At 67.7% G+C, this 13,840-nt stretch carries 11 protein-coding genes and 1 tRNA gene; 9 read left to right on the top strand and 3 right to left on the bottom strand.

Features of this window, described 5'->3' with window-relative positions:
- Positions 1 to 24: 24 nt before the first annotated feature.
- Entirely contained in the window at positions 25 to 1,098 is a 1,074-nt protein-coding gene (gene tsaD, locus KGM94_RS00380; protein WP_300253742.1) for a tRNA (adenosine(37)-N6)-threonylcarbamoyltransferase complex transferase subunit TsaD, read from the bottom strand.
- 188 nt (positions 1,099 to 1,286) lie between these two features.
- Between tsaD and KGM94_RS00375 the strand changes: the two genes are divergently transcribed.
- The 4 genes from KGM94_RS00375 to KGM94_RS00360 all read left to right on the top strand — a co-directional run bounded on the left by KGM94_RS00375 (position 1,287) and on the right by KGM94_RS00360 (position 5,258).
- A complete protein-coding gene (locus KGM94_RS00375) occupies positions 1,287 to 2,033 on the top strand; it encodes a uroporphyrinogen-III synthase (protein ID WP_300253740.1) in 747 nt (248 codons plus the stop codon).
- A 75-nt stretch (positions 2,034 to 2,108) separates the two neighbouring features.
- Positions 2,109 to 3,341 carry a hypothetical protein gene (locus KGM94_RS00370; protein WP_300253738.1) on the top strand — a complete coding sequence of 411 codons (1,233 nt, stop codon included), beginning with the start codon at positions 2,109 to 2,111 and terminating at the stop codon, positions 3,339 to 3,341.
- Positions 3,342 to 3,366: 25 nt separating this feature from the next.
- Positions 3,367 to 5,085 (top strand): heme biosynthesis HemY N-terminal domain-containing protein, encoded by a 1,719-nt coding sequence (locus KGM94_RS00365; RefSeq protein ID WP_300253736.1) that lies wholly within the window; start codon positions 3,367 to 3,369, stop codon positions 5,083 to 5,085.
- Positions 5,086 to 5,182: 97 nt separating this feature from the next.
- Positions 5,183 to 5,258, top strand: a tRNA-Thr gene (locus tag KGM94_RS00360).
- Between the two features lie 280 nt (positions 5,259 to 5,538).
- Here the strand turns inward: KGM94_RS00360 and KGM94_RS00355 are convergent.
- A complete protein-coding gene (locus tag KGM94_RS00355; RefSeq protein WP_300253735.1) occupies positions 5,539 to 6,588 on the bottom strand; it encodes a polysaccharide deacetylase family protein in 1,050 nt (349 codons plus the stop codon).
- A gap of 252 nt (positions 6,589 to 6,840) precedes the next feature.
- On the opposite strand from KGM94_RS00355, the gene KGM94_RS00350 reads away from it, so the two are divergent.
- Together KGM94_RS00350 and KGM94_RS00345 are read left to right on the top strand one after the other, a co-directional pair.
- A complete protein-coding gene (locus KGM94_RS00350) occupies positions 6,841 to 7,134 on the top strand; it encodes a hypothetical protein (RefSeq protein WP_300253733.1) in 294 nt (97 codons plus the stop codon).
- Positions 7,135 to 7,318: 184 nt separating this feature from the next.
- Positions 7,319 to 7,528 carry a cysteine rich repeat-containing protein gene (locus tag KGM94_RS00345; protein ID WP_300253731.1) on the top strand — a complete coding sequence of 70 codons (210 nt, stop codon included), beginning with the start codon at positions 7,319 to 7,321 and terminating at the stop codon, positions 7,526 to 7,528.
- A gap of 119 nt (positions 7,529 to 7,647) precedes the next feature.
- Here the strand turns inward: KGM94_RS00345 and KGM94_RS00340 are convergent, their stop codons facing one another.
- Positions 7,648 to 9,336 (bottom strand): MFS transporter, encoded by a 1,689-nt coding sequence (locus tag KGM94_RS00340; RefSeq protein ID WP_300253730.1) that lies wholly within the window; start codon positions 9,334 to 9,336, stop codon positions 7,648 to 7,650.
- A 135-nt stretch (positions 9,337 to 9,471) separates the two neighbouring features.
- Here KGM94_RS00340 and KGM94_RS00335 point away from each other — a divergent pair, with 135 nt between their 5' ends.
- The 3 genes from KGM94_RS00335 to KGM94_RS00325 are packed head-to-tail and all read left to right on the top strand — an operon-like array spanning position 9,472 to position 13,719.
- Positions 9,472 to 10,836 carry a hydrolase gene (locus tag KGM94_RS00335; protein WP_300253729.1) on the top strand — a complete coding sequence of 455 codons (1,365 nt, stop codon included), beginning with the start codon at positions 9,472 to 9,474 and terminating at the stop codon, positions 10,834 to 10,836.
- A 35-nt stretch (positions 10,837 to 10,871) separates the two neighbouring features.
- On the top strand, positions 10,872 to 12,272 hold the full coding sequence (locus tag KGM94_RS00330; protein ID WP_300253727.1) for a cytochrome P450: 1,401 nt from the start codon (positions 10,872 to 10,874) through the stop codon (positions 12,270 to 12,272).
- Between the two features lie 37 nt (positions 12,273 to 12,309).
- Positions 12,310 to 13,719: an adenylate/guanylate cyclase domain-containing protein gene (locus KGM94_RS00325; RefSeq protein WP_300253782.1), complete on the top strand. Its 1,410-nt coding sequence runs from the start codon at positions 12,310 to 12,312 to the stop codon at positions 13,717 to 13,719.
- Positions 13,720 to 13,840: the final 121 nt, after the last annotated feature.

The following is a 13,840-nucleotide window of genomic DNA, read 5'->3' as shown; positions in this document are numbered from 1 at the left end:
ACGACGATTGTGCATGCGAACCTGCTAAAATCCTGCACGCGTGTGAGCGAAGCCGGCGGGCGCTGTGGCATTGGCATCGAGCAGCCAGCGCGCCCGGGGCTGCGCCTCCATCGTATCGGTCATGCCGAGCGCGAGGCGCTCGGCTCCGGCCCAGGCGATCATCGCGCCGTTGTCGGTGCACAGTGCCGGCGGCGGCATGATGAGGCGGGTCTGCGTCTGATCCGCGACGTCCTGCAGCGCGCCGCGGATCGCCTGGTTGGCGGCGACGCCGCCGGCGGCCACCAGCGCATGCGGCGCGCCGAATTGCTCGCGGAACAGCTTCAGGCCTACGCTCAGGCGGTCCGCGGTCGATTCCAGCACGGCGGCCTGGAAGCTTGCGCAGAGATCGTTGACGTCCTGCTGCTCCAGCGGGATGAGCCGGTTCGCCTCATAGCGCACCGCCGTCTTCAAGCCCGATAGCGAGAAGTTGGCGTCGCTGCGTCCCTGCATCGGCCGGGGAAATGCGAACCGCGCCGCATCGCCGCTCACCGCGGCGCGTTCGACCTGCGGCCCGCCCGGATAAGGTAGCCCCAGCATCTTCGCGACTTTGTCGAAGGCCTCGCCGATCGCGTCGTCGACGGTGGTGCCGAGCCGGACATACTGGCCGACGCCGGTCACGGCGACGATCTGGGTGTGACCGCCGGAGGCGAGGAACAGGCAATAGGGAAAGTCGAGGGCGTCGGTCAGCCGCGGCGTCAGCGCATGCGCCTCGAGATGGTTCACTGCGATCAGCGGCGTGTCGTGCACCATCGCGATCGCCTTGGCCGTGGTGAGCCCGACGATCACGCCGCCGATCAGGCCAGGGCCCGCCGCGGCGGCGACGCCCGCGAGCTGTGCAAAGCCGATCCCGGCCTCGTTCATGGCGCGGCCGATGATACCGTCGAGCAGGTCGACATGGGCACGCGCGGCGATCTCCGGCACCACGCCGCCGAAGCGGGCGTGTTCCTCGATCTGCGAACGCACGATGTTGGACAGGATCTTTCCGCTGCCGTCGGGCGCGCGCTCGACCACCGCCGCGGCGGTCTCGTCGCAGGTGGTCTCGATGCCCAGCACCAGCATTGGCGAATTGTTATCCAATTTGCGCCCTTGCACTCATCCGGAAAGCAGAGTTCTGGTAAGTCCGGTAGCATCCCGGGGTTGCCGAGCGCAATCGAGACCTGCAATGACGACTTGCAATCGTGGTTCGCGATCGTCGTTTGCGGCGCATCCCCCGGAAGCTCGACTGCGACGCGCCGGGAACCGAGATCATGGCCATCCTTGTCACACGGCCGCATCCTGACAACGAGAGCACCGCGGCCGGCCTGCGCGCGCGGGGTCACGACGTGCTGCTGGCGCCCGCGCTCAAGTTCGAGCCGATTCCCTTCCGTCACGACAGCGAGGCCGGCTACGACGGCATCATGGTCACCTCCGCGAACGCGATCCGGTCCATCGCGCCGCAATTGCAGGATCGCAATCTAAAGAAGCTGCCCCTGTTCGCCGTCGGCGAGCACACGGCCGCTTCCGCTCGCGCCGCCGGTTTTGCAGCGGTGATCGTCGCCGGCGGCGACGCGGCGGCGTTGCGGGACAAGGTGCGCGAGAGTGCGCGCAACAAGCTGCTGAAGAAGAAAGGCAGGCTGCTCTATCTTGCCGGCGCCGACCTGTCGCGCGACCTCGCCGGCGAACTCGGTGCCGAGGGATTTGAGGTCGTGACGCAGACCGCCTACCGCATGGCGCCGGTCAGGCATCTGCCTCGCGACGTCTGCGACGGTTTTGCGGCCCATCGCATCCAGGCCGTCCTGCACTACTCCCGGCGCAGCGCGCAGGCCTTCCTGGAGGCGGCGCGTGCCGAGGGCGTCGAAATCACCGCGCTCGCAATCCCGCAATGCTGCCTGTCCGAGGCCGTTGCCGGCGTCCTGCGCGAGGCCGGCGCATCGCAAGTCGCGGTCGCGGCTGCGCCGGACGAAAATGCCTTATTTGGTACCTTGGAGCGTGCTTTGCGTACCCGATTGGCGTAAGAGGACGGGCCGAATCCGATCGAACGGTCCAGCGATCGAAGGCGCCGCTTTGCAAGGTTTAAGGGAAACGTGGCGATGGCCGATGACAAGCCTGAAGACGCAGGATTGGAGCCGGGCCGTGCCAAGCGCACGCCGCCCACCATCGATTTGGAGGCGACCGAAGTCTCCACCCAGCCGCAGCAGGCCGCCGGCGAGGCGCAGCCCGAGCCGCAGCTCGCGTCTGAAGAAGCCAGGTCTGGAGAAGCCAAGTCTGATGAGGTCAAGTCTGATGACGCCAAGACTGATGCGGCCGAGCCGGAGCCTGCCGCAGCCAGGCTCGCCGTTCCGCCCGCGCCGGTATCGCCGTGGGTGATCGCGCCGTTCTCCGGCGCAGTGGCGGCGGCGCTGGTGATCGCAGTGGGCTGGATGCTGGGCTGGCCCGCCGTGCAGGCGCCGCCCACCGCGCCGCAAGTCACGACTGCGACCATCGATGCGCTGAGCGGGCGCGTGGCCGATGTCGAGGTCAAGCTCGGTAAGTCGGCCGCTGTCGACCCGGCCGTGGCCGCGCGCATTGACGGGCTGGAGAAGTCGCTCGGCGCGTTGCGCAACGACATTGCCGGTCTGCGGACCCAATCCGACAAGCTTGCGGGCGCTTTGAACGACGCAAAAGCCGCGCCGCGTGACGGCGCCGCGGCGCCGGATCTCGCCGCGATCAACGAGCGCATCGCCCGACTCGAGCGCACGAGCCGGAGCGAGCGCGCCGAGCTGGCGCAGCAGGGCGAGAAGATCGCCGATGCAAGACCTGCCGACGACAAGCCGTTGCGCCGCGTGGTGGCGGCGACGCTGCTCGACGTCGCCGTTCGTCACGGCGATGCTTACGCCGCGCAGCTTGCGGCAGCCGGATCCTTCGCCGCCGACCGCAACGTGCTGAAGCCGCTCGACGCCTTCGCCGCATCGGGCATTCCGAGCCCGGTGGCGCTGAGCCGCGAGCTGCTCACCATCGTGCCAAAACTGTCGCCGCCGGCGGAGCCGCAGACCAGCGGCAGCGGGATCGTCGACCGGCTGCAGGCGGGCGCGGCCAAGCTGGTTCGCATCGAGCGCACCGACGGTGCCGGCAACGGCCGCGGCGCGGCGGTCGCGCGGGTGACTGCGGCGGCGCTGCGCAACGATTTCAACGAGGCGCGGCGCGAGCTGAGGGCGATGCCCGCCGCCGACCGCATGCCGGCGCAGGCCTGGCTCGAAAAGACCGATGCGCGTGAGGCCGCACTCGCCGCCTCCCGCAAGTTCGCTGACGACGCCATGGCCGATCTCGCAAAATCGTCTCAATAGGAAGCGCCTTCTCGACGGGAATTTCATGCTTCGCATCATCTTGTTTCTCGTTCTGATCGCGCTGGCTGCGGCCGGCGCGGCCTGGGTCGCCGACCAGACCGGCGATGTCACGCTGAGCTGGGGCGGCTGGCGCGTCGTCACGACGATACCCGTGTTCGCGCTCGGGCTCGGCACCGTCGCGGTGGCCGCGGTCTTGCTCTGGAGCCTGTTGAGCGCGATCTGGCGCACGCCGGCGCGGATCCGCCGCCGCCGCCATGAGCGCCGCCACGAACGCGGCCGTCACGCCATCACTCACGGCCTGCTCGCGATCGGTCACGGCGATTCCGCGGCCGCACGTCGGCATGCCGAGGCTGCGCGCCGGCACGCGCCGGGCGATCCGCTCGCGCTGCTCCTGCACGCGCAGTCGGCGCAGCTCGAAGGCAATCGCGACGAGGCGCAGCGCGTCTTCCGGGCTATGGCCGAGCGCGAGGATACGCGCCTGCTCGGCCTGCGCGGCCTGTTCATCGAGGCGCAGCGCGCCGACGACGCCGTGACCGCGGTGATGATCGCGGAGGAAGCGATCAAGCTGTCGCCGTCCTCGACCTGGGCCTCGCATGCGGTGCTCGGCTTCCGCTGCGCGCGCAGCGACTGGAGCGGTGCGCTCGCGATCCTCGATTCCAATCTCTCCGCCGGCCTGATCGACAAGGCGACGTGGCGGAGGCAGCGCGGCGTGCTGCTCACCGCGCGCGCGCTGGAACTGGAGACGATGGACCGCGACGTCGCGCGCGAAAGCGTGATGGAGGCGGTGAAGCTCGCGCCGACGCTGGTGCCCGCCGCCGTGCTCGCCGCGAAATTCGAAAGCGAACAGCATCAGGTCCGCCGCGCGATGAAGCTGGTGGACGCCGCCTGGCTGGCGCAGCCGCATCCCGATCTCGCGGACGCCTATGCGCATGTGAAGCTCGGCGATTCCGCGCGTCAGCGGCTGCAGCGGGTCGAGACCCTTGCCGCCAGGACGCCGGGCCATGTCGAGGGTGCGCTGGCGATCGCGCGGGCCGCGATCGATGCGTCGGAATTCGCCCGCGCGCGGGCGGCGCTGGCGCCGTTCGTCGACGATCCCACCCAGCGCGTCGCGCTGCTGATGGCCGAGGTCGAGCGCACCGAGCATGGCGATTCCGGCCGGGCGCGCGCCTGGACCCTGTGCGCGGTGCGTGCCCGCCATGATCCGGCCTGGACCGCGGACGGCTATGTCAGCGACCGCTGGCGTCCGGTCTCTCCGGTCACGGGCCGTCTCGACGCGTTCCAGTGGCAGACGCCGGTGGCGAGCCTGCCGTCGGACAAGGGGCCCGCGATCGAATCCTCGGCGTTCGAGGAAGCCATGCTCGCCGCACCGCCACCGAAGCGGGTCGCAAGTCAGGAAAGTCAGCCGACCTCGCCCCCGGAGGCACTGGCGGAGCCAGTGCCAGCGCCCGAACAGGACAACGCGCCGCCGCCGGCAAGGCCTTCCGAAACCGCCGCCGAGCCGGCAAAACCGGCCGCAGTACCCGCCGAATCATCGCCGCCTGCCGCCACACCGGTGTTCCGCGCCCGCGCCGATCTCGGCAAGCCCGCACCGATGCCGATCCCGGCCGTGATCCCGATCGTCCGGCCGCCCGATGACCCCGGAATCGACGACGAGGGGCCGAGCGATGAATTTACGGAACAAATCGGCACGCCCAAGGCCCAGGCCGGCGGCTGGCGCGGATTCTGGTCGCGCTGGGGCGCCTGACCGGCCGCGCGGGCCGGCTTGTCCTTGCCAATTCCGGCCATGCCCGATATCAGGGGCGCGCGTAGCGGGGCCGCCATGGTTTCGGCCCCCAAGGTCCGCCGCAATAGCTCAGTTGGTAGAGCACGTCATTCGTAATGACGGGGTCGGGGGTTCGAGTCCCTCTTGCGGCACCACCATCAAAGTGTCCGGCCCGGCCATCATCGGCGGCCTTTGCATGGGGTTGAACCTCGATAATTTGTATCGAGGGCCGGAAGACCGCCCTTTGCGTGACCAGCATCACATAAGCCCGCGCCGAAGAGCAGTGCGAGGGCCGACAAGCCGAGGCGCAAACGCTACTGGACCGAAGGCGGCATCATCGGCGAACTGCATCGCTACGGCATCTACTGGCAGCTGGGTCGCCGGTTGCCCTGTTCTCCGACAAGCCCGGCCATGACGTAAATTGCAGTAATCGCGCTACTGCGAAACCGTCTGCACCACGCTCGAGATCGGACGCGCGCTCGTCGTCGGGACCTTCAGCTCCTTCAGCAGCGCTTCGTCATATTCAGGCAGCGTCTGGAAGCTCGTCTTGGCCTTCATCTGCACGACCTTGTAGCCGCCCGCCTTCAGGCGCTGCAGCAGCGCCGGCAATGCCTCGGCGGTGTGCTTCTGGAAGTCGTGCATCAGGATGATGCCCTTGCCGAGCTTGTCGAGCTTGGTCATTACCGTGGTGACGATCTTGTCGGGGGTGCTCTCTTTCCGGAAATCGAAGGAGTCGATGTCGGTCGAGAACATCGCGACGTTGCGGGTGCCGAAATAGGTCACGATCGCCGGATTGTGCTGCAATTGCGGGAAGCGAAAGAACGGCGCGGGGTTGGTGCCGAGCGCGAACTTGACGGCGCTGAAGCCCTTCTCGACCTCGTCCCTGGCCTGGCTCTCCGTCATCTTCTTGCCGTTCAGATTGACGTGCGACCAGGTGTGCGCGCCGACGGTGTGGCCCTGCGCCAGCACCTGGCGCAGGATTTCCGGATGGTAGGTGGCGTGCTTGCCGATCGAGAAGAACAGGCCCCTGGTGCATTCGTCCGCCAGCGCCTTCAGCACCGCCGGCGTGTTGCCCGGCCAGGGGCCGTCGTCGAAGGTCAGCACGACCTCCTTGTCGGTGAGGAAGTCGAACTGCTTGAAATGCTCGAAGCCGAAGCCGGGGCCGCCTGTGGTGTCGATCTCGACCACGCGCGAAACGCCGAGCGCGTTGGGATTGGCGCAGGCCGGCTTTTGCTGGACGGGTGCGGCCGGTGCCGGGGCGAACGCAGTCGGCGGGGGCGCCGCGGTGAGCTTGCCGGTGAGGCCCGCGGTGACTTCGACGTCGTCCCTGGCGGCCAGTTTCGGTGCCGGCAGCGGCTCGGCCGGACGGGCGGCTGTCGTCCGGGGCGCAGCCGTTTCGGCGCGCGAGGATGTGAAGAACCACACTCCGGCGATCACGACCGCCGCAACCACACTGGCCAGCATCAGGCCCAACGCATTACGCATCGCTACTCTTCCCAAATACGCAACCCAACAGGCGCGTGACCTTCGCGCCGGGCCATTAATGCGAAGGAAGAGTTAACGCGACACCAACACGACGGCGTTTGGGCTGGTATTTCAGGACAATCAGCCTGCGTGACGGACGTCACAGTCGGCCCCGATCCCGTGACCGCCATCACAGTGGAAACGGCTTTGCTGGCGCATCGTGGCTTCCATCAACAACGGGCCCGCGTCGTGCGGTGCCAATGGGAGCCTCAAATGACCACGTCCCTGACCGCCAGGATCCGCGATGCCAGCCTGGCTCTTGGCTTTGCCGCCGTCGTTTCCATCCTGTCCCCGACCGCGAGCTTCGCCTACACCGCCGAGGCGCAGCAGATGTGCACCGGCGACGCCTTCCGCCTGTGCTCGGCGGAAATTCCCAACATTCCGAAGATCACCGCCTGCATGATCAAGCATCGCGCCGAGCTGAGCCCCGGCTGCCGCGCCGTGATGGACAAGGACATGGTCAAGGGCGCGTCGCACAAGGTCGCCGACGCCACGGAAAATCAATAAGCGAACGCGCTCTTTCGGCTCCCCTTGCGAACGGCCCCGGCATCAAGCCGGGGCCAAGCCGGGCGAGACCCGGCGCGGCGCTCGCCTCAAACCCGCCCACAAAGCCGTTGCGGCCCGCAGGTCGTCGCTCTAGCTTCGCCCGCATGGCTTTCGGGCAATCTTTGCGGGCATGAGGCGTCACGCGATGACCAGATTTCTTTTCATCATTCCATTAGTCCTGATGGCATCGAGCGCGTCCGCGCAGCAGGGCCATGACGCTTGCGCGCGCGACGTCTCGCGCCTCTGCCGCGCCGTGATGAACGATGGCGATGCGGCCGTGCTGGCCTGCCTCAAGCAGCATCGCGCCCGCCTCAGCAAGGCCTGCGAGAAGACGCTGACCGAGCACGGGCAGTAGTTGCCTTCGAATGGAGAAGTGTCGTAGCCCGGATGGAGCGCAGCGTAATCCGGGTTTGTCCGCTCGCTCAAATCACCCGGATTGCGCTGCGCTCCATCCGGGCTACAGACCTGCGAAAACTACGTACTGCTGCCCGCCGCCGTCGCTACCACCGGCAGCACTTCGCTGGCGGCGCGGTCGGGCGTGTCGTCCTTCCAGCGCACCGAGCCGAACGGCCGTTCCAGCATGCGGCGGATCCGCACCGGCTCGGGCCCGACGTGGAACGCGATGGCCTGCTGGTGCAGCGCGCGCTCGGACTGGGTCGAGCGGTTGCGCTGGCGCAGATAGTCGAGCCAGGTCGGGCAGTGATAGCGCTCGGTCCACGATTCCGGATCGGCGATGTCGCGCGCGATCGACCAGCCATAGGCGCCGTTGCGCTGCCGGGAGAGTTGCACGTCCTGCATCACGTTGTGGAAGGCCCGCGCATTGTCTTGCGTGACGCGATATTCGATCTCGACCACCAGGGGCCCGCTGCGCCCGGTCAGCGACAGCTTGACCTCGGGATCGGCCAGCACCTCGGCATCCTCGTCGCGGACGCCGATGCGGGGCATGGTGAGCCAGATTCCCAACAGCGGCGACACCAGCATGGCGGCCGATGCCGCCAGCAGCGCGGTCTCGACGCCGGCGACGTCGGTGAGATGGCCCCAGCCCCAGGCCCCGATCGCGATGCCGCCGGAGATCGAGGCCTGGAACGCCGCGAGCGAGCGGCCCGCGACCCAGCGCGGCGCCGAGAGCTGCACGCCGATGTTGAACAGCGCGACCGCCGCCATCCACACCGCGCCGGCCAGGACCAGCGCGGCCGCCGTCAGCACCGGCTGCTTGCCGAGCGCGATCGCCGCCATCGCGAACGCCATCGAGATCGTGCAGGCGCGGATCGCCGCTTCGCCGCTCATGCGCTTGCGCCATTCGCTGATGGTGAGCGCGCCGATCACCGCGCCCATGCCGAAGGCGCCGAGCAGGATGCCGTAGGTCTGCGCGCCGCCGTGCAGCAGATCGCGCGCGACCAGCGGCATCAGCGCGATCACCGCACCGCCGATGACGCCCATCACCAGCGTGCGCGCCAGCACGATCTTGATCGAGGGAGAATTGGTGATGTAGCGCACGCCCGAAACCATGGCGCGGCTGAGCTTCTCCCGCGGCAGCCGCGACGGCTCGTGCACGCGCCGCCACAGGAACAGCACGATCAGGAGCGGCAGGTACATCACTGCGTTGATGGCGAACGCTGCCACCGCGCCCGCGGCGGCGACGATGACGCCGCCGACCGCAGGACCGAAGCTGCGCGCGATGTTGTAGCTGATGCCGTTCAGCGCCACCGCCGAGGGCAGGGTCTCCGGGGGCACCTGTTCGCTGACCGAGGACTGCCAGGCCGGGCCGAACAGCGCGTTGCCGCTGCCGACGACGAAGCAGAAGGCGAGCAGGGTTTCCGGGCTGATGAGCTGCATCCAGGCCAGCACGGTCAGCGCGGTCGCGCCGGCGAGCGCGATCGAGAGCGAGATCAGGGTGACGATGCGGCGGTCGTACATGTCCGCGATGGCGCCGGCCGGCATCGAGATCAGCATGATCGGCAGCATCAGCGCGGTCTGCACCAGCGCGACCTTGTCGGCTGTCGCCGTCATCTGCGTCATCGCCCAGGCCGCGCCCACGCCCTGGATCAGGAGCCCGAGATTGGAGAGCAGGCTGGCGAGCCAGATGCGCCGGAACAGGGTATGTCGCAGGGGAGCGGTGATGCCGTCGGCGGCATGCGTCTGACGTTTCGGCTGCTCGGTCATATCCCCTTCCATATGGGCCGCTGGAATTCTCTCGGGATTCAGTGATGCCCGCGAAAGTCCTTCGCTGTCCAGTCCCGAGGCGGCTATAAGCGGTGCAACGAAGCGAATTTGCCGAGTGATGGGGGAGGGAACGAAATGAGGCTGACGCGACGGACGATCCTGCAGGGTGCGAGTACGCTGCCGTTTGCAATCGGAAGCCTTCGGACCGCTGCGATGGCGCAGACTGCGGTTCCGGCCGCGGACGCGCCGCCGATTCTGTTCGTCCATGGCAATGGCGACTACGACACGCTCTGGATGACGACATTATGGCGGATGGAATCGAACGGGATCGCGCGCGAGCGCATGCTGGCGATCAATTTCACCGACCCCAATGCGCGAAGCGACGACAAGGTCGAGCAGGCGGGCCGCTCCTCGACCGAGGATCAGCGCCGCGAGCTGACCGCCGCGATCGCCGAATTGAAGCGGCGCACGGGCGCCGCGCGCGTCGCGCTGGTCGGCAGCTCGCGCGGCGGTTATGCCATCCGCAACGTCGTCAGGAACGGCGGCGCCGGTGACGTCAGTCATGCCGTGCTGTGCGGCACGCCGAACCATGGCGTGTTCGCAACCGATGAGGCGCCGGGCAGCGAGTTCAACGGCCGCGGGCCGTTCCTGCGCGGTCTGAACGAGGGCGAGAGCGAGGTGACGCCGGGTACCGCCTTCCTCACGCTGCGCAGCGACGGCTTCGACAAGTACGCGCAAGCCGACGGCCGCTTCATCGGCAAGCCCGGCGTGCCCACCAACGTCGGCCCCGAAGGTCCGGAATTGAAGGGCGCCACCAATCTCGTGCTCGGCGCGCTCGATCACCGCGAGGTGGCGTTCCACCCGCGCGCCTTCCGCGAGATCTACAAGTTCGTTGCCGGCCGCGAGCCGGCACGCATCGCGGTTCTGCCGGAGGCGAACATCAGGCTGAGCGGCCTGGTGACGGGAACGCCGGGAGGCGTCCCGACCAACCGCCCGGTCGCCGGCGCCACCGTCGAGCTGTTTCGCGTCGATCCCGACAGCGGCGAGCGCAAGGGCGAGGCGGTGCACCGCTCGCAGACCGCGGCCGATGGCCGCTGGGGGCCGGCGCAGGTCGATCCGGCCTGGCATCTCGAGATCGTCCTGACCTCGGCCGGAGCGCCGACGACGCATTTCTACCGCTCGCCGTTCCCGCGCTCCTCCGATGTGGTGCATCTGCGCGCCGCGCGCCCGCTGGGACCAGCGGACGCAGGTGCCGGCGCGGTCGTGATCATGTCGCGGCCGCGCGGCTATTTCGGCCTGCCGCGGGACATCGTGCTGTTCGACGGCAAGGAGCCGGCCGACGTCAAGCCCGGCGTGCCCACGGATTCGGCAGCCACCTTGCGGCTGCCGGCCGCGGAGGTCGGGCGTAACGTCGTCGCCCAGTTCAACGAAGAACGGATTGTGGCACGGGCCTGGCCTGCCCAGGAGAACAGGATTGCGATTGCCGAACTGACTTACTAGCTGTTTGCTTGCAGCTCGGCTGCGCGGAGAGGGCCATGAGCATCGCCGAAGCCTATGACGTGCCGGTGTCCGGCCGGCCGCTGGTTCCACCGAGCCCGCCGCGGGCGCCGGAAAACATGGGCACGTTCGGCCGCATCATGGCGATGCGCGACAGCGTGATCGCCAGCTGGGGCCCGCGCGCCTATCGGGAAGACATCATCCAGGCGCGCTTCTTCCTCCGCAGCACCTTCATCGTCAGCCGGCCCGATGCCATCAAGCACGTGCTGGTCGACAATTACGAGAACTATACCCGCACGGCGCCCGGCATCCGCGTGCTGCGGCCGATCCTCGGCCGGGGCGTGTTGATCGCGGAAGGGCGCGCCTGGAAGCACCAGCGGCGCACGCTGGCACCGGCCTTCACCCCGCGCGCCGTCGCAACGCTGGTGCCGCACATGATCGCCGGCATCGACGAGGCGATCAACAAGCTCAAGGCCAATGCCGATCGTCCCGCCGACATGCGCGAGGCCATGCAGCGCATGACGCTCGAGATCGCCGGGCGGACCATGTTCTCCTTCGAGATGGGCCGCCACGGCACCACGCTGCGCGAATTCATCATGGAGTACGGCGAGCAGCTCGCGCGGCCGCATCCGCTCGACCTGCTGCTGCCGCTGGGCTGGCCGACCCCGCAGGATTTTGCGCGCGCCAGATTCCGCAGGCGCTGGACCGAGTTCATGAAGGTCGTGATGGCCGCGCGCCGCGCCATCGGCAAGAACGAAGGCGCGCCGCCGCGCGATCTCTTCGATCTGCTCGATGCCGCGCGCGATCCGGAGACCGGCGCTGCATTTTCCGAGGAGCAGCTCCGCGACGAGGTCGCGACCATGATCCTCGCCGGCCACGAGACGACCGCGACGGCGCTGTTCTGGGCGCTCTATCTGCTGGCGCTCGATCCGGCGACGCAGGACGAGGTGGCGGCCGAGGCGAGGAGGGTGATGGCGTCGGGTGAGATCGACGTCGAGCGCCTCGAGTTCACCCGTGCGGTGATCGACGAGACCATGCGGCTCTATCCGCCGGTGTTCTTGATCGCGCGCGCGGCGGCCGCGCCCGACACCATCGCCGACCTGGCCGTGCGCAAGGGCGACGCCATCCTGATCTCGCCGTGGCTCCTGCACCGGCACGAGAAGCTGTGGCGCGACCCCGACGCCTTCATTCCCGCCCGCTTCGTGCCCGGCGCGCCAGAGCCGGACCGTTTCGCCTATCTGCCGTTCGGCGTCGGGCCGCGCGTCTGCATCGGGGCGCATTTCGCGCTGGTCGAGGCGACGCTGGCGCTGGCGAAGCTGGTCGGCGCCTTCCGTTTCGACCTGATCGACAGGAAGCCGGTGATGGCGGTCGGCGTGGTGACGACGCAGCCGGACCATTCGCCGATGTTTTCCATCACGCCTCGTTCACGGGTCGGTTAGCCGCAGGTCGGCCGATTTTGACAAGAGGTTCATGACGATGAGCGATACGCAGGCTCAGTTCGCAGTTCTGAAGCAAACGGCCGATCCGGCCGTCGTCGATGCCATCGCGCGACTGATCGCCGACGGCGCCGATCGCGATCTCAATCGGATCAACGCGCTGGATTTCGCCGGTCGTGCCGGGCTCGACCAGGAGAAGGTCATCTCCGGCTTCCTGCACGCCTCGCGGCTCGGCCTGTTCGACATGAGCTGGAACGTGCTGTGTCCGGGTTGCGGAGGGGTCCTGGGCGCACATGCGACGTTGAAATCGCTGAAGCATGGCGACTACAATTGCGCGCTTTGTGCCGCGGGATACGAGGCTTCCGTCGACGAGATGGTCGAGGTGGCTTTTACCGTCAGCCCGCGGGTCCGCCGCATCGGCGCTCACGATCCCGACACGTTGCCGATCTGGGAATATGTCCGGCAGATGTTCTGGAGCTCGGGTGTCGACATCAACGAAGAATCCTTTTCGCGTCTGATCAACGACGTCACGCTGGAAGCACTGGAATTGCCGGCCGGCGAAAAGGCGATCCTCTCGCTGAAGTTGCCCAGCCAGTTCACCATCGTGTTCGAGCCGGTCACTCATTCTGCCCATTTTCTCGACGTTCAGGGCGAACCGACCAGCGAGCGGCAGCAGCTCTCGATCGTATTCAACAAGCTGCAGGCACCCACCGGGACGACCGTGATGCGCCCCGGGCCGTTGCGTCTCACGCTCGACAATCAGTCCGGTAACCGTGTGTTGCCCTCGGTCTGGATTGCCGGCGACGCCCTGCACGAGATGCTCGGCAGGCGCAAGCCGATCCTGACCGCCAAGCGGATGTTGTCCAACCAGACATTTCGCGACGTCTTCAAGGCCGACAATCTCAACGTCGACCAGCGATTGAAGATCACGTCCCTGACGTTCCTGTTCACCGATCTGAAGGGATCGACGGCATTGTACGAACGGGTTGGCGATCTCAGCGCCTTCGACCTCGTGCGCGCGCATTTCCGCGCTCTGCTCGAGATCATCGCCTCGGAAAGGGGCGCGGTGGTGAAGACGATCGGCGACGCCGTGATGGCGACCTTCGTCAAGCCCGAGGACGCGATTCTCGCCGGACTGCGGATGCGTGCGGCCATGGATGAGTTGAACAAGCAGCGTGGCTCCGACGATCTCATCCTCAAGATCGGCATCCACGAAGGCCCGTGCCTCGCGGTGATGCTCAACGAGCGGCAGGACTATTTCGGCCAGACCGTCAATATCGCCGCGCGCGTGCAGAGCCTGTCGACCGCGCAGGAGATTCACATCACCGGTCCGGTGCTGGAGGCGCCGGCGGTCGCCGAGGTCCTGCAGCAGCGCTCGATCAAGCCGATCCAGAAGCAGGCCGCGCTGCGCGGCATCGCCGACAAGATGGTGGTGTACGAGATACCGTGAGGGGTGCGGCGAGCACTCCCGCCGCGTCGTCATTGCGAGCGAAGCGAAGATTCCATGGGGGGTGGATAGCGACCAGGTCTGAGGCCAGACTGAGGTTGCAAAATCCATTCAACCTGGAGAG

Origin of the sequence: Bradyrhizobium sp., assembly GCF_028868675.1 — a bacterium.
GTDB lineage: Bacteria > Pseudomonadota > Alphaproteobacteria > Rhizobiales > Xanthobacteraceae > Bradyrhizobium.
Note: the sequence above shows the minus strand (reverse complement) of the source record. Positions and strands in the feature narration are given on the sequence as shown.

Bases quoted from the DNA above. Each gene is read 5' to 3' on its own strand.
- KGM94_RS00345 (WP_300253731.1), top strand. From the start codon at position 7,319: ATGACCAGATTTCTTTTCATCATTCCATTAGTCCTGATGGCATCGAGC.
- KGM94_RS00375 (WP_300253740.1), top strand. From the start codon at position 1,287: ATGGCCATCCTTGTCACACGGCCGCATCCTGACAACGAGAGCACCGCG.
- KGM94_RS00370 (WP_300253738.1), top strand. From the start codon at position 2,109: ATGGCCGATGACAAGCCTGAAGACGCAGGATTGGAGCCGGGCCGTGCC.
- KGM94_RS00365 (WP_300253736.1), top strand. From the start codon at position 3,367: ATGCTTCGCATCATCTTGTTTCTCGTTCTGATCGCGCTGGCTGCGGCC.
- KGM94_RS00350 (WP_300253733.1), top strand. From the start codon at position 6,841: ATGACCACGTCCCTGACCGCCAGGATCCGCGATGCCAGCCTGGCTCTT.
- KGM94_RS00325 (WP_300253782.1), top strand. From the start codon at position 12,310: ATGAGCGATACGCAGGCTCAGTTCGCAGTTCTGAAGCAAACGGCCGAT.
- KGM94_RS00335 (WP_300253729.1), top strand. From the start codon at position 9,472: ATGAGGCTGACGCGACGGACGATCCTGCAGGGTGCGAGTACGCTGCCG.
- KGM94_RS00340 (WP_300253730.1), bottom strand. From the start codon at position 9,336: ATGACCGAGCAGCCGAAACGTCAGACGCATGCCGCCGACGGCATCACC.
- tsaD (WP_300253742.1), bottom strand. From the start codon at position 1,098: ATGCTGGTGCTGGGCATCGAGACCACCTGCGACGAGACCGCCGCGGCG.
- KGM94_RS00355 (WP_300253735.1), bottom strand. From the start codon at position 6,588: ATGCGTAATGCGTTGGGCCTGATGCTGGCCAGTGTGGTTGCGGCGGTC.
- KGM94_RS00330 (WP_300253727.1), top strand. From the start codon at position 10,872: ATGAGCATCGCCGAAGCCTATGACGTGCCGGTGTCCGGCCGGCCGCTG.